This window comes from Sutterella sp. KLE1602, assembly GCF_001578585.1.
Taxonomy (GTDB): Bacteria; Pseudomonadota; Gammaproteobacteria; order Burkholderiales; family Burkholderiaceae_F; genus Sutterella; species Sutterella wadsworthensis_A.
The window spans coordinates 1-16,777 of record NZ_KQ968519.1 but is presented as its reverse complement, the minus strand read 5'-3'; the positions used below and the strand labels follow the sequence as shown (position 1 = coordinate 16,777).

Below are 16,777 nucleotides of genomic sequence, written 5' to 3'. Positions count from 1 at the left end.
TCACCATTCCAAGAACCCCGGTTTCGAAAGAGACTGGGGTTTTTGCTTTTCTGCGCCTGCTTGTCTTCTGTCCTGCGACATCGGTGACTGTGGCTCAGGAACGGCTTGCTGGCGCTGTCTGCAGGGTGCTCATGGACATCTTCGGCGCGGGCGCAACGTTCTGGGTGCTCGTCCGGGACCGTCATCTGAGGCTCTTCAGAGCGCAACTGCGTGCGACCGCAGGGTTTCGTGCGTACCAAGGATGAAAAGAAGGGCGGTCTTCTTTCGGAAGACCGCCCCGTCTGGAAGCTTTGCGTCAGGATGCTTAGCGCGTGCCCTGAAGGAGTTCGACCTGTTCGCCGAGCTGATGGCTCAGGAGCGCCTTGGCTTCATCCTCCCTGCCATCCTTGATGGCCGTGAGCAGAAGGCGTTCGTTCTTCGCGATGTCGAGGAAGAACTGGGGATCGTTCTGCGGGAGGTTCTCGGTCGTCTTCTCGAAGTACGTTACGAGTGCGGCGGAGAAGACTTGAAGCACGCGGTTGCCACAGGCTTCAAGAAGGAGAAGGTGGAACTCGCGGTCCCAGCGGTCAGCTTCGGCGGAATTGCCGGCGTTTGCTTCGATGCGGCTGATCGCGTCCTCAAGGCGGCCGAGCAGGGCGGGCGTCATGCGGCGGATTGCGAGCGGGATGATGTTCACCTCAATGAGCTGACGGGCCTCGATGAACTCGCGGATGTCGAAGTTCGCGATGTCCATCTGAACCTGAATCTGGGCGGAGAGGTTCTTGGGACCGAGCGCATTGACGGTCATGCCACGCTTGGGCGCACGGTCGACGACGCCCATCTGGGAGAGAACGCTCAGTGCCTTGCGCACCTTGTAGCGCGTCACGTTGAAGCGGGTGGCCAGTTCGGTCTCCGTATCAATGCGTTCGCCGGCCTTGGCCTGGCGAAGAATGTGGTGATGAATGTCGCGAAAGAGCGCCTCTTCATCCATGGAAAGCTGATCCTGTTTCGACACAATGACTCCCGGGAGATCCGAAACGTGAAAATTCTGATAATTTTAGAGGTTTTTTGAGGGTTTGCAAATTCGGGCGCACAATCCTGCCGCCGGTCGCAGGTTCCGGTTCGTCCCGAGCCTGCTGAAAACTTTCTGTTCTGCGTCAGAGGCCCTTGGCGGCCTTCACGGCCTCCTCGCGGATTTCGTAGAGCTTCGCCAGAGCCTCTCTCGGCGTCAGACTGTCGACGTCAAGGCCCGCAACCGCCTCCGCAAACTCGCGAAGCGCGGGATCGGGCTCGGCAGGGGCTTCGAGAACGGCGGCGGACGAGGTCTGCCCCTCGAAGAAGAGGCCGTCGCCGAAGAGGTCGGCTTGAGGCGAGTCGATGGCGGCCTCGCGGTTCTCGAGCTTCGTGAGCATGGCGCGCGCACGGCGAACGACGGGTGCGGGCACGCCCGCGAGCTGGGCCACCGCAATGCCGTAGCTGCGGCTCGCAGGACCTTCCTCGATCTCATGCAGGAAGACGATCTTCGAGCGGGTCTGAGCGGCGGAGACATGCACGTTGGCGGCCTCCTTGAGGTTGACGGCAAGCTGCGTGAGCTCGAAGTAGTGGGTCGCGAAGAGCGTGAGCGAGCGAGTCGTCTCGACGAGTTCCTGAGCGATCGCGCCTGCAAGCGACAGGCCGTCGAACGTGGCCGTGCCTCGGCCGATTTCGTCCATCAGCACGAGCGAGCGGTCGGTTGCCTGATGAAGGATCGCGGCAGCCTCCGTCATTTCGACCATGAAGGTCGAGCGGCCGCGGGCAAGATCGTCGGATGCGCCGATGCGGGTGTGAATGCGGTCGACGGGACCGATCGTGACCGATTCTGCAGGCACGAACGAGCCCGCCCACGCCAGAAGCGTGATGAGCGCCACGGCGCGCATGTAGGTCGACTTGCCGCCCATGTTGGGGCCCGTGATGATGAGGCAGCGGCGGCCGTCTCCGAGGCGGCAGTCGCTCGGAACGTAGGACTCGATCGTCGTCTCGACGACGGGGTGGCGGCCCTTGATGATCTCGATGCCGGGACGGGCGGTAAGCGTCGGGCGAACCCAGTGGTGCTCGACCGCGTGGCGCGCGAGCGTGCCCACGACGTCGAGTTGGGCGAGCGCGCGAGCGGCGGCCATCAGAGCAGGCACGTGGCCGGCGAGCGAGGCGACGAGGCCGTCATAGAGCTCCTTCTCAAGCGCGGCGGAGCGCTCCTTCGAGGAGAGTGCCTGATCCTCGTAGTTCTTGAGCTCGGGCGTGATGAAGCGCTCGGTGTTCTTGAGCGTCTGTCGGCGGTGGTATTCGACGGGGACGGACGCGGCCTGTCCCTTGGAGACCTCGATGTAGAAGCCGTGGACGCGGTTGTACTCGACGCGAAGGCTCGTGAGCCCCGTCTTTTCGCGCTCGCGCTTTTCAAGGTCGAGGAGGAACTGGCCCGTGTTGTCGCGCATCTGGCGCAGGAGTCCTAGCTCCTCGTTGAAATCGGAGCGGATGACGTCGCCCTCGCGCAGAAGCGTGGCGGGCTCGGGAAGGAGCGCGGCCTCGAGATTCGAGAAGATTTCGGCGGGCAGGGAAAGCGTCTTCGCCGTCATGCCGAACCAGGTCTCCTCGCGGGAGGCGATTTCGGCATTGAGCTCGCCCACGAGCGGAAGCGCGTCGCGAAGCGCCGCCAGTTCCTTCGGACGCACCGTTCCAAGTGCGATGCGGCTTGCGATGCGCTCGATGTCGGGTAGCCCCTGAAGCCTCGTCTCGACGAAGCTCGAGAAGTCCTGATTCTCGGCGAGCGCCTCGAGGGCGTCGTGGCGGCCGCGGGCCTCGTCGGCCTTTGTAAGCGGCAGGTTGAGCCAGCGGCGAAGCTCGCGGCTGCCCATCGACGTGCCGCAGCGGTCGAGCACGGAGAAGAGCGTGGGGCCCCGGCCTTCGCTTCGGATCGTGTCCGAGATCTCAAGGTTGCGTCGACTTGCGGGGTCGATGATGATGTATTCGGATTCGTCCGTGAGCTTCAGCGGGCTGATGAACGGAATCATGTCGACCTGAGTCTCGGCCGTATAGTCGAGAAGCGCGTTGGCGGCTGCGAGCACGCCCGTCTTGCCTGTCACGCCCCAGGCGTCAAGGTTGTCGAGGCCGAACGTCTTCTTGAGAGCTTCTTCGCCGTGCTCGGCATCGAAGTGCCAGGCGGGCATCGGCGTCACGGTGAGCTCGGGGTGCGTCTCCCTCATGGCATCGCGGAGCTTTTCGGAGACGAGGACCTCGGAGGGCGAAATGCGCGCCACTTCGGAGTCAAACTGCTCGTCCGTCACCTCGGTCGCGAAGAAGTCGCCGTTCGAGAGCGTGAGCCAGGCAAAGCCCCAGACGGCGTTCTTGCCTGCGGGTCGGGAGACGGAGAGAAGCACCGCGTCGTCCTTTTCAGGAAGAAGCGAGGTGTCCGTAAGGGTGCCCGGCGTGATGATGCGAGAGATGCGGCGCTCCATCAGGCCCTTGCCCGGCGTGCCGAGCTGCTCGGCGATCACGACGGACTCGCCGAGTCTCACGAGGCGGGCGACGTACTGGTCGAGCGAGACCATCGGAATGCCGGCCATCGGAATCGGATCGCCGTTCTTGAGCTTTCCGCGCTTCGTGAGCGTGATGCCGATCAGGCGGTTGGCCTTGGCGGCGTCGTCGAAGAACGTCTCGTAGAAGTCACCCATGCGAAACAGGACGAGCGTCTCGGGGTACCGGCGCTTCACCTCGATGAACTGACGCATCGCAGGCGTGAAGTCGTTGAGGTCAAGGTCTTCGTCGTGAATGAAAGTCTCGGTCATGGGATCTTCAGGGAAAGGCGGGCGCGGATGCGGGCTCCGGTGATGAAAAAGGGCCGGACGACGAATCGGTCCGGCCCGTCAGACTGCTGGTGCAGTCGAGGTATTAGGCCTTCTGGGCTTCGCCGGCGGCGGGCAGCTTGCCCACGAGCGGCAGGAGCTGGGCGAAGATGCGCGGCGTGCCGGCGCAGACGCGGCCCTGTTCAAGCCAGTCTTCGCCGCCCGAAAGGTCGGTGATGAGGCCGCCCGCTTCGAGAACCATCAGGCCGCCGGCGGCGATGTCCCACTTGCTGAGGCCGGATTCCCAGAAGCCGTCGTAGCGGCCGGCGGCAACCCAGGCGAGGTCAAGCGCGGCGGAGCCCGGACGGCGGATGCCGGCGGTGCGTTCGGCAACGCGCATGAAGCTCATCATGTAGCCCTTGAAGTCGTCCGAGCGGCGGAACGGGAAGCCCGTGCCGATGACGGCGCGGTTCATGTCCTTGCGGTCGGATACGCGGATGCGGCGGTTGTCGAGGAAGGCGCCTTCGCCCTTGGCGGCCGTGAAGAGCTCGTTTTTCGCCACGTCGTAGATCACGCCGGCGACCACTTCGCCGCGGTAGGCGAGGGCGATCGAGACGGCGTACTGCGGAATGCCGTGCATGAAGTTGAGCGTGCCGTCGATCGGATCAACGATCCAGAGGTAGTCGCTCTTGGCGGCGCCGATGCGGCCGGCTTCTTCCGTCAGAATGGCGTGATCGGGGTAGGCGTGCTGCAGGCAGTCGACGATGGCGGCTTCGGCGGCGCGGTCGGCGGCGGTCACGAAATCGTTGACGGACTTGTTTTCAACTTCGAGGGTGTCGAGGCTCGTGGCGGCGCGGGTGATTTCCGAGGCGGCGCGGCGGGCGGCCTTGACGGCGACGGCGATATAAGGCGATTTCATACGATGAGAAACAGTGTGGGATGTAAAACGTTGCGGCGCACGACCGGGGAGCAGAGGGCTCGACCCTTGTCGGCGCAAACAATCATTTTAGCCGATCAAAGGGACAGCTGAGCAAAAAAGTGGGCTTGAATTGAGGCCTTCGGCGAGGTGCGCCTTCCGCCGTCTCCCTCTGCCGCACGGGCGCCGCGGCCGAATTTAGGTAGAATGAGCGAATTCCCTTCGGCGGACGCTCCCTGCGGTCCGCCCTCCTATTCTGCGCCACCTCTTCATCTTGTGCCGCAGCCGCTTTCGGATACATCGACATGGACATTCCCCAGCTCGCCTCCCGCGTGCGCTTCGTGCTCTGCGAGCCTGCACATCCCGGCAACATCGGCTCCGCCGCCCGCGCCATCAAGACGATGGGCTTTCGAGACCTTCGCGTCGTCGCACCCCGCGAGCCGGGCTACCGCACTCATGAAGAGGCGGTCGCCTATGCGACGAGCTCCGTCGACGTGCTCGAGGCTTCCCGCATGCACGACACGCTCGCCGAAGCGCTTGAGGGCGTGACCTTCGCCTGGGCGCTCACGGGCTACGACCGAGAGTTCGGTCCTCCGATGAGCCCCCTGCGCCCCGCCGCCGAGCGTTCCGTCGCCTGGCTCGACGAAATGGAGGGCGACATCGCCTTCGTCTTCGGCACCGAGCGAAGCGGCATGACGAACGAGGAGGTCATGCTCTGTCAGGGCTGCGCCGCCATCGCCGCCGATCCGGCGAGTCCGAGCCTCAACCTCGCTCAGGCCGTCCAGATCACGGCCTACGAGATGCACATGGCGCTCATGGCCGCCGAAGGGCATGAGGGAGAGCTCTATGACTGGCAGTCCCGCTTCGAGCACGAGCAGCCTGCAAGCGTTGAGGCCGTCGAGGGATTCTTCCGCCACTGGGAGGAGGCCATGACCGCCTGCGGCGTGCACGATCCCGCCAATCCCAAGTTCCTGATGCCGATCACGCGAAGGCTCTTCGGACGCAGCGGCCTCACGCAAACCGAGATTGATCTCCTGCGCGGCATCTGTGCGGCGATCATCCGTCCCAAGCGCGAGCGCAAGGGCTCGAAGACGGGTGCCTGAGAGGATCCGTCCTGCGAGCCCCCTCGCTTTCTGCCACAATAGAATCTTCGGCCCGCGCGGCGGGCCTCACCTACAGAGATACATCCATGCTTCAGTACGCACGTGAACTCATCGCGACCATCATGCAGAAGGACCCCGCGGCTCATTCCCGCTGGGAGGTCGTCCTCGCCTATCCGGGCTTTCACGCCGTGATGATCCATCGTCTGTCGCACTGGTGCTGGACACAGGATTGGAAGACGGTTGCGCGTGTCGTCTCGCACGCGGGCCGCTTTCTGACCGGCATTGAAATCCACCCCGGCGCCAGAATCGGCCGTCGCGTCTTCATCGACCATGGCATGGGCGTCGTCATCGGTGAAACGGCCGAGGTGGGCGACGATTGCACGCTCTATCACGGCGTGACGCTCGGAGGTACGAGCCTCGCCGAAGGCACGAAGCGCCATCCCACTCTCGAACCCAACGTCATCGTCGGCGCTGGAGCCAAGGTGCTCGGTGCCTTCACCGTGGGCGAGGGCGCCCGCATCGGTTCCAATGCCGTCGTCATCAAGCCCGTCGCCGCCGGCGCAACCATCGTGGGCGTGCCCGGCCGCCAGGCGGGCGAGAACAAGCCCGACGAAGCGAAGCGCTTCGAGGCCTACGCCGTTGAAAAGAGCGACGACCCGTACTCCGTCGCCATCAAGGAGCTCGTGCGCGTGACGCACGAGCAGAACGCCGTCATCGAGAAGCTGAGCGAGCAGATCCGCGAGCTCGGCGGCAAGGGCGTCGAGGACATCCCGAAGGTGAACGTGGGGAACATCGGCGTCTCCACGCGCCGTGCCCGTCACCATAGGCAGAAGAAAAAGGCTGTCGAGACGCCGCAGGATCCTCAGTCCTGACGTTGCAAAGGCGCCTTTCGCTGCAGGGGAGAAGGTTCTCGGAGCCTCCTCCCCTTTTTTTCGTCCGCCTTTTCGTATCCTTTTCTCTTCGCCTGCGGGACAGTGGGTTCGAGGAAGGTGTCGTAAATAAATGTTTGGAGGTTGTTGCCAAACGCAAAGTCCGATGCAGTGTCAAAAAGGGGAGCCGTGACGCGGTGTGTCACCGACATAATGAGGCATCGGGCGAAGGCTGCGGTGAGCGGATGTCCCTTCCAGACGCCGGTCTTCCGACGTCCTCTTGCCGGAATCGTCGTCCGTCCGACCGGAGCCATGCTCCGGCCCCTCAACGCCCGGCTTCGTGCCGGACTCACCGGATACGCGACATGCAAAGGCTCACTCATCTCTACGAGCGATCGGTCTTTGGCGGCGCGGAGCTTACCAGAAACGACTCCGCCGTCCTCAAGGCACTGGCCATCCTCCTCATCGCCGCGCACAACTTCTTCCATCAGGTCAAGCCCTTCCCTGGCGAAAACGAGATGGCCTTTGGAGAGGCGACCTTCCGAAACACGGTCGAGCAGATTGCCGCCAATCCCCTTGACGCCTTCCACCCGCTCGTCTCCTTCTTCGGGCACTACGGCGTGCACGTCTTCATCCTTCTTTCCGGCTACGGCCTCATGAAGAAGGCGCTCGGCATCGCCTCGAGGCAGGGCGGTATTTCGACGGCCGATCTCTTCCGCATGGCGGGCAACCAGATTGCCAAGATCGTGCTTCTCACGGTCGTGGGCGTCTCTGTCCTCATCCTCTACAAGCTGATGGCCTACGGCGGCCTGCCCGACGCGGAGTTCTTCAGGAAGTACCTCGTCTTCCTCACCTTCACCGAAAATCTCCGCCCCGGCGATTTCGGCTATTTCGTGACCGTCTGGTGGTTCATGGCGCTCATCGTGCAGTGTTATCTGCTCTTCCCGTTCGTCTACAGGCTTGCCACGGGTAGCGCCTGGGGCGCTGCGGGCGTCGCGCTCCTTTCGATGACGGGCGCCTACGCCTTCTATCAGCCGCTTCTGGATGCGGGTGTCCTCGTCTATGCAACGCCTTTGGGCCAGCTGCCGCTCTTCCTTCTCGGCGCATGGCTTGCCGCAGGCCGCCGCATTCCCGCGACCGTCGTCTTCGGGCTTGCCGCCGTGCTGCCGCTCACTTTCGTCGATCCCGAGTTCTTCCACCTGAGCTTCCTCTCGGTCGTGACGGTTGCCTTCCTTCTTTATGGCATCTTCCGGGAGAAGCTCTCGGCCTCGAGGTTTCTCGTCTGGACGGGCGGCCTCTCGATGTTCATCTACATCGTTCACGGCGATCTGCGATGGCTCATCATTCCGATCGTCAACGAGACGCAGAACGTCTGGTTCGCCTATGTTGCCTTCTTCGGCTTCATGACGGAAGTCTTCCTCTTCGCGCTCCTCGCACGTTGGATTTCGGAAAAGACGCGCCTCTTCCGTCTTGTGCCCTTCAGAATGAAGGGTGGAAGTCAGACTCAGGAAGCGCCCTCCGCACTTCCTGTCCGTCCCGCCTTGCAGGGAGATTGAGTCTCTCCTCAGGCAGCAAAGGCAAAGCCGCCCGGCAGCGTGTGACTGCGGGCGGCTTTTTCATGGCGCGAGTGCTTCTTCTTTTATTTCGGCGGTGCCACTGCCTCAACGAGCTTCGCTTCGACCTCAAGGAGCGTCTCGTCGTCGGAGAGCACGGGGCCGTCGATGAGGAAGACGTCTTCGGCTCTCTCGCCGAGCGTGGCGATGCGGGCCGTCTGCAGGTTGATGCGGTATTGGGCCAGCACTTCGGAGATGCTGTAGAGCAGGCCCGGCCTGTCCGTGCAGATGATGTTGAGGATCCAGGCCCGGCCGCTTTCGTCGGGCAGCGTCGTCACGACCGTGCGGGTCGGGAAGTGGCGGGAGCGTCTGGAGAGCTTGCCCTTCGGGGCGGGCGGAAGAGGGCCGTCGCCCGTGAGGAGCTTCATCATCTCCCGGGTGATCTTTCTGGAGAGCGCCTCCTCGTCCTCCCGCTCGTAGCGGTCGGTGACGAGGAAGGTGTCCAGCGCCCAGCCGTGGCGGGTCGTGTGCACGCGCGCATCGACGACCGAAAGGCTGCACTTGCCGATCGCCGCTACGGCTCTCAGGAAGAGGTCCTTGCGGTCGGGGAGGTAGAGAAGGATTAGGATGCCGCCCATGCGCTCGCTTCTTCTGACTTCGACGACGGGTTCTGTCGTGTGCATGCGCTCGGCGAGCGATGCAGTGTGCCAGGCGATTTCCTCGGGCGTGTGGCGCATGAAGTAGACGACGTTGAGCTCGCGCCAGAAGGCCTCTCGGACCTGATCAGGAACCGTGTCGCCGAGAATTATGAGCGCTCGGGTCTTGCGTTCGGCCTGCGTGTGTTCGGTCGAAACGGCCGTGTCCTCGCCCTGCAGCATGGCGAGGGTCGAGTGATAGAGCGTTTCGAGAAGCTGGGCCTTCCAGGGCGACCAGACCTTGGGGCTCGTCGCACGGATGTCGGCGACGGTGAGAAGGTAAAGGGCGTCGAGTCGCGTCTTGGTCTTGACGACGTCCGCGAATCTGCGCACGACCTCGGGGTCGGAGATGTCGCGCTTCTGGGCCGTAAGGCTCATCGTGAGGTGCTCCCTCACGAGGAAGGCGATGAAGTCTGTCGTTGAATCGTCGAGCCCGAAGGCGCGGCAGAAGGCCGTGACCTTTTCGGCGCCGATGATCTCATGGTGGCCGCCGAGTCCCTTTCCGATGTCATGGTAGAGGCCTGCGAGCGCCAGACGCCAGTTGTCGGGAATCTCGCCCATGATCTGGGAGCAGAGAGGATACTCGTGCCCGAATTCACTGCGCGCGAAGCGGCGGATGTTGCGCACTGTCCTGAGCGTGTGCTGGTCGACCGTGAAGATGTGGTAGAGGTCGTGCTGCATCTGTCCCACGATGTGCCTGAAGGGCGGCAGGAAGCGTCCGAGCACGCCCCACGTGTTCATGAGCTTGAGCGAGTGGTAGGTTCCCTTGGGCATCCTGAGGATGTCGAGGAAGGTCGCCTGATTGATCAGATCGTGCCGGAAGGCGTCGTCGATCGTCGGGGCGGCGTGCCAGAGTGCGCGCAGCAGGCGCGTTGAGAGGCGAGTGAGCTCGGGATGCGAATGGTAGACGTAGAAGAGCCTCAGCATCGCGTTGGGATCGGTCCTGAAGACGTCGTCTCCGGCGATGTCCATCTCGTCTCCGCGAGCGACGAACGCGGCCTCGAGCCTGACGGCGGGCACGTTGTCGTAGCTGCCGAACAGACGGTCGGCGATTGCCTGAAGCTGAATGACCGACATCTGCACGACGGCCTTGGCATTGAGGTAGTAGCGCTTCATCAAAGCCTCGGAGGGCCTCAGCTGTGCCGTGGCGCTGTAGCCGAGTGCGCTCGCAAGCGCCTCCTGCACGTCGAAGAGCAGACGGTTTTCCGGACGGTGTGTGAGCAGATGCAGCGTGATGCGAAGCGACTCGAGATGGTGTTCGCAGGCGACGAGCGTATGCATCTCGCGCTCGGTGATGAGGCCTGCGGAGGCCATGTCGGAGACGGACTGTGCAATGCCTGCGGCCTGGGCGCACCAGAGAAAGACCTGCAGGTCGCGAAGGCCTCCGGGGCTCTCCTTGATGTTGGGCTCGAGCGAATAGGGCGTGTCCTCGAACTTCTGATGGCGTCGGGCAAGTTCAAGCATCTTGTCGCGGAAGAAGCGCCTGGGGTCAAGCGTCTGCGCGAAGTGCATTCTCGCCTGGGCGTAGAGTCTGCCGTTGCCCCAGAGGCAGCGGCTTTCGAGATACGTGGTCGCTATTGAGACGTCCTCGGCGGCCTCGGAGAGAAATTCAGAGGTACTGCGCACCGATGCGCCGACCGTGAGACCGAGCTCCCAGAGTCTGGTCGTGAAGGTGGCGAGGGCCGTCTGACAGGACTCGTCCTCCTTGACGGACTCGTCCGTGAGGACGAGAAGGTCGATGTCGGAATAGGGATAGAGCTCGCCGCGGCCGTAGCCGCCCACGGCCGCCACCGCAATGCGGTCGGCGGGCAGGCCGCTCTCGGCGAGCATGGCGAGAACCGCCGTGTCGAGCACGCTCGTGTGGGCTCTTAGATAGGCCTCGCTGTCGTGCTTGGCCTCCCATTCGCGAGCGAGCCGCTCGCGTTCGCGGTCGAAGACCTCGCGGATGGTGGGGGCGGGTGCGCCTGCGGCGTCAGGTTCGGGAGCGGTCATCGGATGGACTCCTGGACGGATGTGCTTGAGGGTGCTCGGAGCCGAGTCCCGGGGCGGGCGACCAGCCCGTGGAACGGGAGATCAGCACGGCGGGGAGCCTCGTGAGCATGATGATGAAGAGCTTGGCGCTCATGCCTGCGATGCGGAGCGTGTCGCGCACGGGCTGGTAGTGGGAGACGCCGTCGGCGGGCGGTCTGGGATCGACGGGAAGCTCGCGCAGGCGAAGTCCCATCCACATGAGGCGCACGAGTGACTCGAATTCGAATTCGGCGCGTCTGCCGAGTCCGATGCAGGCGGAGAGCTGCGAGACGGCGGCGAGCGGGTAGACGCGCAGGCGGCACATGACGTCCTTGGGCGCAAGACTGAGTGCGGCCAGACATGCACCTGCGTCGGCCATGCGGCGTGCGAGACGTGCGCGGGCGGGATAGGCGCTCGACGTGCGGGCATAGCCGCAGACGAGGTCGTTGGAATGCTTGCGGGAGAGTTCGAGAAAGCTGCCGACGGCGGCGGGATCATGCCTGCCGCCTGCGTCGAAGACGAGCGCGTGCGTGAAGCCCGCCTGCCTTGCGGCCTTGAAGCCCGTGAGGATGGAGGCGCCCCTGCCGCCCGTCGACTGACGGCGGACGAGGCCGGCGCCCATGGCCCTGCATCGTTCGCAGGCTTCCTGCGCGGGCGGGTCGGAGGCGTCGTCGACGAGAAGGACGGGAGTGCCCGTGGAGAGCAGGCGTCTGACGACGTCCTCCACCGTGGCGGGATGGTTGTAGACCGGGATTACGATGACCGGCCTGTATGCGGCGGGTTCTGCGGGCATGCGGAAACTCCCACGGGGGCGGGGCTCCTGCGCGGACTGGGCCGTTCAGGATGCGGTGCAGGCCGTCGGAGACGGCCTGCGGAGGTTTCAGGCTCAGAGGCCCTCGGGCTTCTTCCAGCCCTTGACGAAGTCGGGCGGCTCGGGTGTGCCCGCGGAGCACGTCAGGATGTCGTAGCCCGTTTCGGTGACGAGGACCATGTGCTCCCACTGTGCGGAGAGCGAGCGGTCGCGCGTGACGACGGTCCAGCCGTCGCCGAGCATCGTGACGCCGTAGCGGCCGGCGTTCACCATGGGTTCGATCGTGAAGACCATGCCCGGGACGAACTTCGGCGTCGGGTGGTTGATCGGGAAGTGGTGGACGTGGGGCTCCTCGTGGAAGCCGCGGCCGATGCCGTGGCCGCCGTAGTCGCGCACGACGGAGATGCCGTTCTTGTCGGCGAAGGCCTGACAGGCGACGCCGATGTCGTTGAACGTGCCGCCAGGACGCACGGCCTCGATGCCCGCCCACATCGTCTTGAAGGCGAGGTCGCAGAGGCGCTTGCCCGCGATGGTCGGCTTGCCGACGACGAACATGCGGGACGTGTCGCCGTGGAAGCCGTCCTTGATGCTCGTGACGTCGATGTTGACGATGTCGCCGTGCTTGAGCTTCTTTTCACCCGGAATGCCGTGGCAGACCACGTGGTTGATCGAGATGCAGGTGGTGGCGGGATACGGCGTCATGCCTTCGGGCTGGTAGCCGAGGCAGGCGGGGATGCACTTCTGGACGTTGACCGTGTAGTCGTAGGCGAGCTTGTCGAGTTCGCCCGTGGTGATGCCCGGCTTGACGAAGGGCGTCAGGTAGTCGAGAAGTTCGGAGGCGAGGCGGCCGGCGATGCGCAGGCCCGCAATCTCCTCCGGCGTTTTGATGTGGATGGCCATGATGTGCGGAATTTGTTGCTGTTTAATAGTGCTGCATGACCGCAGGCGGTCCCTGCTGTCGGGGCGGCGGGCGGTCCTTATCGGCGATAGTACACCAATTCGACGGGGGCAACTGCAGGCGGACGCCCCGAGGGCGGACGGGAGGCGCGTGATGGACCGAAGAAAATTGCCCGCGACGCTTGCAACGCCGTTCAACCCTCACGTATAATCGTGCGCTTTCAGATCCGGAGCCTCGTGCCCCGGAGTTTTTCATCCTGCCCGGTGAACCTTGGTCGGTCCCGGGTGAAATCAGCGCACGTTCTGTTCCGAGGTGCTGTGCAGGCTTGTCCTGCGCTCAACTTATCAGGACGTGTCAGACTCTAAACCTTGGAGAATTAATCATGGTCAGCATGCGTGAAATGCTTGAAGCTGGTTGCCATTTCGGTCACCAGACCCGTTTCTGGAACCCGAAGATGGGTCAGTACATCTTTGGCGCCCGCAACAAGATTCACATCATCAACCTCGAAAAGACGGTTGCCAAGTTCGAAGAAGCCTGCAAGTTCGCCCGCCAGCTCTCCGCTCAGGGCGGCAAGATCCTCTTCGTCGACGCCAAGCGCGGCGGTCGCGAAATCATCGCCGCCGAAGCCCAGCGTTGCGGCAGCTGCTGGGTTGACCAGCGCTGGCTCGGCGGTACGCTCACCAACTTCAAGACGGTGCGCGGCACGATCAAGCGTCTCAAGGACATGGAGCAGCAGCTCGAAGACGGCTCTGCTGCCAACCTGACGAAGAAGGAAGCCCTCGACTTCCAGCGCAACGTTGAAAAGCTCAACAAATCCATCGGTGGCATCAAGGAAATGTCCGCTCTTCCGGACGCTCTCTTCATCGTTGACGTCGGCTACCACAAGATCGCCATCCAGGAAGCCAACAAGCTTGGCATCCCGGTCATCGGCATCGTCGACACGAACCACTCTCCGGATGGCGTTGACTACGTTGTTCCGGGCAATGACGACTCCTCCAAGGCTGTCGCCATCTACGCCCGCGGCATCGCTGACGCCGTTCTGGCCGGCCGTGCCGACAGCCAGACGGAAATCGTTGAAGCCGCCGCTGACGAAGAGTTCGTCGAAGTGGCTGCTGAAGCCGAAGAACAGCCCGCTGCCTAATTTCGGTTGAAGCGGATTCCCTGCACCGGCGGTCGACATACATTACAATGTCGACCGTTCGCAGAGAACCGCGACTCTGTCCTTAAGCAGGAGCCTCTGGCAGGCCGAATTACTTCTGCCCCTCAGGTCTCCGGCTGAAGAAAGGGGGCGACATCATGTCACCCCCTTTTTTCGTGATTCTGAATTCTAAAATTTTCTACTGATACTCTAGGAGAGTGAACATGGCTGCTATTACCGCCGCGATGGTCAAGGAACTGCGCGTCAAGACGGACGCCCCGATGATGGAATGCAAGAAGGCCCTCACGGAAGCTGACGGCGACATGGCCAAGGCTGAGGAAATCCTTCGCGTCAAGCTCGGCAACAAGGCCACGAAGGCCGCCGCCCGCATCGCTGCCGAAGGCGTCGTCGCTGTCTACCTTTCCGACGATCGCAAGCTCGGCGCCATCCTCGAAGTCAACTCCGAAACGGACTTCGTTGCCAAGAACCCGGAATTCCTGCAGATGGCTGCTGACGCCGTCCGCGCCGTTGCCGAACAGAACCCGGCCGACATCGAAGCCCTCGCCGCCTGCAAGATCGGCGATGCCACGCTTGAAGAAGTCCGCAAGGGCCTCGTTGGCAAGATCGGCGAAAACATGACGTTCCGCCGCTTCACGCGCGTTGAAGCCAAGGGCGAGCTCAACTCCTACATCCACGGCTCCAAGATCGGCGTCATCGTCGACGTGATCGGCGGCAATGCCGAACTCTCCCACGACGTGGCCATGCACATCGCCGCCGCCAAGCCGAAGGCTCTCGACGAGACCGGCGTTGACCAGGCCCAGATCGAAGCCGAACGCCGCATCGCCATCGAAAAGGCCCGCGAAGCCGGCAAGCCGGAAGCCATGCTCGAACGCATCGCCGAAGGTACGGTCAAGAAGTTCCTCAAGGAAGTCACGCTCGTCAACCAGCCGTTCGTCAAGGACGACAAGAAGTCCGTCGGCGAACTCGTGAAGGCTGCCGGCGCCCAGATCGGCGGCTACACGCTCTTCGTCGTTGGTGAAGGCATCGAAAAGCGCGTTGACGACTTCGCTGCTGAAGTCGCCGCCCAGGTTGCCGCCGCCAAGGCCTAATCTGACGCGTGCACGAATCAGCCCAAGCGGCTGATTCAGCCTCAAGTGAAAACGGGATGCCCTGTTGCGGGACATCCCGTTTTTTCATGGTGGCCAAGCAAGCACAAACCGTGCCGAAACGGCTCGTGGGCAGTGTCCCGCAGGCTTTGTCTGAGTCTCGTCAGGGCCTCTGAAAATATTGTTTGCGTAAAAATCGGGCTAGCTTATAATTAGGTAATTTTGCCTACGGGACGTACCTTTCGACGCCCTGCAGGCATGGTTGACAGCACAAATTACAGTTTGACTTTCGGAGTGACGACATGGATCAGACGGCGGAAACGGCGGCCAAGCCCGCCTACAAGCGCATTCTTCTCAAACTTTCCGGCGAGGCCCTGATGGGCGAAGACAGCTTCGGCATCAACCGTACGGTTCTTGCCCGCATGGTTGAGGAAATCAAGAGCGTCGTCGAGCTCGGCGTTCAGGTCGGCATCGTCGTGGGCGGTGGCAACATCTTCCGCGGCGTCGCACTCGGCGCCACCGGCATGGACCGCGCCACGGGCGACTACATGGGCATGCTCGCCACGGTCATGAACGCCATGGCCCTTCAGGACGCCTGTCGCAACAACGGCGTCGAGGCTCGCGTTCAGTCCGCCCTCAACATCGAGCAGGTCGCCGAGCCGTACATCCGCGGCAAGGCCCTCCGTCATCTTCGTCTCGGCCGCGTGGTGATCTTCGCCGCCGGCACGGGCAACCCCTTCATGACGACCGACACGACGGCCGCCCTGCGCGGCGCCGAAATCGGCGCCGAGATCGTGATCAAGGCCACGAAGGTCGACGGCATCTACACGGCCGACCCGAAGAAGGATCCGACCGCCACGATGTTCGACGAAATCACCTTCGACGATGCGCTCCGCTCCAACCTCAAGGTGATGGACGCCACCGCCTTCGCGCTCTGCCGCGAACAGGGCTTGCCGATCAAGGTCTTCAACATCAACAAGAAGGGCGCTCTGCGCCGCGTCATTCTCGGCGAACAGGAAGGCACGCTCGTGCATTCCTGAGATTTGGCTAAAATATCAGCATGACGTGAGCCTGCAGACCTGACGGCCCGCAGGCTCTTCAATTTATTCAATCCCCTAGCGTCGTCCGTCTTTGTCGGGCGCCGCGTTTCTGCTCGTCCGCGAGGGACCGTGCGGAAATCCAATCAGGAGCTAAAAATGACTGTTGCTGACATCATCAGCCAGACCCAGCACAAGATGGGACGCACCATCGAAACGCTTCGCGAGGACTTCACGAAGATCCGTACGGGCCGTGCCTCCACGGGTCTTCTCGAACACATCATGGTCGACTACTACGGCTGCCCGACCCCGCTCACGCAGGTCGCCCAGCTCGGCGTCGGCGACGCCCGTACGCTCACGGTCCAGCCGTGGGAGAAGAACATGGTCGCCGTCGTTGAAAAGGCCATCCGCAACTCCGATCTCGGCCTCAACCCCGCCACGAGCGGCATGGTGATCCGCGTTCCGCTGCCCCCGCTCACCGAAGAGCGCCGCCGCGAACTCACGAAGGTCGTCAAAGGCATGGGCGAAGACGCCAAGGTTGCTGTTCGCAACCTCCGTCGCGACGCCAACACCCACGTCGACCGTCTCTGCAAGGACAAGGAAATCAGCGAGGACGATCAGCGCCGCGCCGAAACCGAAATCCAGAAGATCACCGACCGCTTCATCGGCGAAGTCGACAAGGTCGTTGCCGAGAAGGACAAGGAAATCATGACGGTCTAACCGTCCGCTCGAGTCAGTTCGAACAAGTTCGATTGACGAAAAAGCCTGCAGAACCGAGTTCTGCAGGCTTTTTTCGGTTCATCTCGGAAGTCTGTGGAACGCGGCCTTGACTTTTAAGAAAAAGTAC

General features: G+C 63.0%; 14 protein-coding genes. 8 read left to right on the top strand and 6 right to left on the bottom strand.

Annotated elements, in window-relative coordinates; all coding sequences use genetic code 11:
- A partial coding sequence (locus tag HMPREF3036_RS12230) for a hypothetical protein (RefSeq protein ID WP_231853568.1) occupies window positions 1-245 on the top strand: 245 nt, incomplete at its 5' end.
- A 59-nt stretch (window positions 246-304) separates the two neighbouring features.
- On the opposite strand, the gene HMPREF3036_RS04030 is transcribed toward HMPREF3036_RS12230, so the two are convergent.
- The 3 genes from HMPREF3036_RS04030 to HMPREF3036_RS04020 form a co-directional block, all read right to left on the bottom strand.
- On the bottom strand, window positions 305-994 hold the full coding sequence (locus HMPREF3036_RS04030; protein WP_231853567.1) for a FadR/GntR family transcriptional regulator: 690 nt from the start codon (window positions 992-994) through the stop codon (window positions 305-307).
- Between the two features lie 142 nt (window positions 995-1,136).
- Window positions 1,137-3,797 (bottom strand): DNA mismatch repair protein MutS, encoded by a 2,661-nt coding sequence (mutS, locus tag HMPREF3036_RS04025; protein ID WP_062331802.1) that lies wholly within the window; start codon window positions 3,795-3,797, stop codon window positions 1,137-1,139.
- A 103-nt stretch (window positions 3,798-3,900) separates the two neighbouring features.
- On the bottom strand, window positions 3,901-4,713 hold the full coding sequence (locus HMPREF3036_RS04020; RefSeq protein WP_005434987.1) for an inositol monophosphatase family protein: 813 nt from the start codon (window positions 4,711-4,713) through the stop codon (window positions 3,901-3,903).
- Between the two features lie 302 nt (window positions 4,714-5,015).
- Here HMPREF3036_RS04020 and HMPREF3036_RS04015 point away from each other — a divergent pair, with 302 nt between their 5' ends.
- The 3 genes from HMPREF3036_RS04015 to HMPREF3036_RS04000 all read left to right on the top strand — a co-directional run bounded on the left by HMPREF3036_RS04015 (window position 5,016) and on the right by HMPREF3036_RS04000 (window position 8,238).
- Complete coding sequence (locus HMPREF3036_RS04015; protein ID WP_062331799.1) at window positions 5,016-5,813, top strand: RNA methyltransferase; 798 nt, start codon at window positions 5,016-5,018, stop codon at window positions 5,811-5,813.
- 86 nt (window positions 5,814-5,899) lie between these two features.
- Window positions 5,900-6,685, top strand: a complete 786-nt coding sequence (gene cysE, locus HMPREF3036_RS04010; protein ID WP_062331797.1) for a serine O-acetyltransferase — start codon at window positions 5,900-5,902, stop codon at window positions 6,683-6,685.
- Window positions 6,686-7,047: 362 nt separating this feature from the next.
- Complete coding sequence (locus tag HMPREF3036_RS04000) at window positions 7,048-8,238, top strand: acyltransferase family protein (protein ID WP_062331793.1); 1,191 nt, start codon at window positions 7,048-7,050, stop codon at window positions 8,236-8,238.
- Window positions 8,239-8,321: 83 nt separating this feature from the next.
- Here HMPREF3036_RS04000 and HMPREF3036_RS03995 read toward each other — a convergent pair whose 3' ends face one another.
- From HMPREF3036_RS03995 to map, 3 genes are all read right to left on the bottom strand, one after another.
- Window positions 8,322-10,922, bottom strand: coding sequence for a [protein-PII] uridylyltransferase (locus tag HMPREF3036_RS03995; protein ID WP_197457934.1), 2,601 nt, complete (start codon window positions 10,920-10,922; stop codon window positions 8,322-8,324).
- Window positions 10,903-11,733 carry a glycosyltransferase family 2 protein gene (locus tag HMPREF3036_RS03990; protein WP_062331790.1) on the bottom strand — a complete coding sequence of 277 codons (831 nt, stop codon included), beginning with the start codon at window positions 11,731-11,733 and terminating at the stop codon, window positions 10,903-10,905. Before HMPREF3036_RS03990 ends, HMPREF3036_RS03995 begins: the two co-directional genes overlap by 20 nt.
- A 93-nt stretch (window positions 11,734-11,826) precedes the next feature.
- A complete protein-coding gene (gene map, locus HMPREF3036_RS03985; protein ID WP_062331787.1) occupies window positions 11,827-12,651 on the bottom strand; it encodes a type I methionyl aminopeptidase in 825 nt (274 codons plus the stop codon).
- Window positions 12,652-13,031: 380 nt separating this feature from the next.
- On the opposite strand from map, the gene rpsB reads away from it, so the two are divergent.
- The 4 genes from rpsB to frr all read left to right on the top strand — a co-directional run bounded on the left by rpsB (window position 13,032) and on the right by frr (window position 16,650).
- Complete coding sequence (gene rpsB / locus HMPREF3036_RS03980; protein ID WP_005434974.1) at window positions 13,032-13,790, top strand: 30S ribosomal protein S2; 759 nt, start codon at window positions 13,032-13,034, stop codon at window positions 13,788-13,790.
- 221 nt (window positions 13,791-14,011) lie between these two features.
- Window positions 14,012-14,896, top strand: coding sequence for a translation elongation factor Ts (gene tsf, locus HMPREF3036_RS03975; protein WP_005434972.1), 885 nt, complete (start codon window positions 14,012-14,014; stop codon window positions 14,894-14,896).
- A 299-nt stretch (window positions 14,897-15,195) separates the two neighbouring features.
- A complete protein-coding gene (gene pyrH / locus HMPREF3036_RS03970; protein ID WP_005434971.1) occupies window positions 15,196-15,933 on the top strand; it encodes a UMP kinase in 738 nt (245 codons plus the stop codon).
- 156 nt (window positions 15,934-16,089) lie between these two features.
- Window positions 16,090-16,650: a ribosome recycling factor gene (frr, locus tag HMPREF3036_RS03965; RefSeq protein WP_005434962.1), complete on the top strand. Its 561-nt coding sequence runs from the start codon at window positions 16,090-16,092 to the stop codon at window positions 16,648-16,650.
- The last annotated feature ends 127 nt before the right edge of the window (window positions 16,651-16,777 follow it).

What these genes read in the sequence shown, in the direction of transcription:
- cysE (WP_062331797.1), top strand. Translation starts at nt 5,900, where the DNA reads ATGCTTCAGTACGCACGTGAACTCATCGCGACCATCATGCAGAAGGAC.
- tsf (WP_005434972.1), top strand. Translation starts at nt 14,012, where the DNA reads ATGGCTGCTATTACCGCCGCGATGGTCAAGGAACTGCGCGTCAAGACG.
- HMPREF3036_RS04015 (WP_062331799.1), top strand. Translation starts at nt 5,016, where the DNA reads ATGGACATTCCCCAGCTCGCCTCCCGCGTGCGCTTCGTGCTCTGCGAG.
- HMPREF3036_RS03990 (WP_062331790.1), bottom strand. Translation starts at nt 11,733, where the DNA reads ATGCCCGCAGAACCCGCCGCATACAGGCCGGTCATCGTAATCCCGGTC.
- rpsB (WP_005434974.1), top strand. Translation starts at nt 13,032, where the DNA reads ATGGTCAGCATGCGTGAAATGCTTGAAGCTGGTTGCCATTTCGGTCAC.
- mutS (WP_062331802.1), bottom strand. Translation starts at nt 3,797, where the DNA reads ATGACCGAGACTTTCATTCACGACGAAGACCTTGACCTCAACGACTTC.
- HMPREF3036_RS04000 (WP_062331793.1), top strand. Translation starts at nt 7,048, where the DNA reads ATGCAAAGGCTCACTCATCTCTACGAGCGATCGGTCTTTGGCGGCGCG.
- map (WP_062331787.1), bottom strand. Translation starts at nt 12,651, where the DNA reads ATGGCCATCCACATCAAAACGCCGGAGGAGATTGCGGGCCTGCGCATC.
- HMPREF3036_RS04020 (WP_005434987.1), bottom strand. Translation starts at nt 4,713, where the DNA reads ATGAAATCGCCTTATATCGCCGTCGCCGTCAAGGCCGCCCGCCGCGCC.
- frr (WP_005434962.1), top strand. Translation starts at nt 16,090, where the DNA reads ATGACTGTTGCTGACATCATCAGCCAGACCCAGCACAAGATGGGACGC.
- pyrH (WP_005434971.1), top strand. Translation starts at nt 15,196, where the DNA reads ATGGATCAGACGGCGGAAACGGCGGCCAAGCCCGCCTACAAGCGCATT.
- HMPREF3036_RS03995 (WP_197457934.1), bottom strand. Translation starts at nt 10,922, where the DNA reads ATGACCGCTCCCGAACCTGACGCCGCAGGCGCACCCGCCCCCACCATC.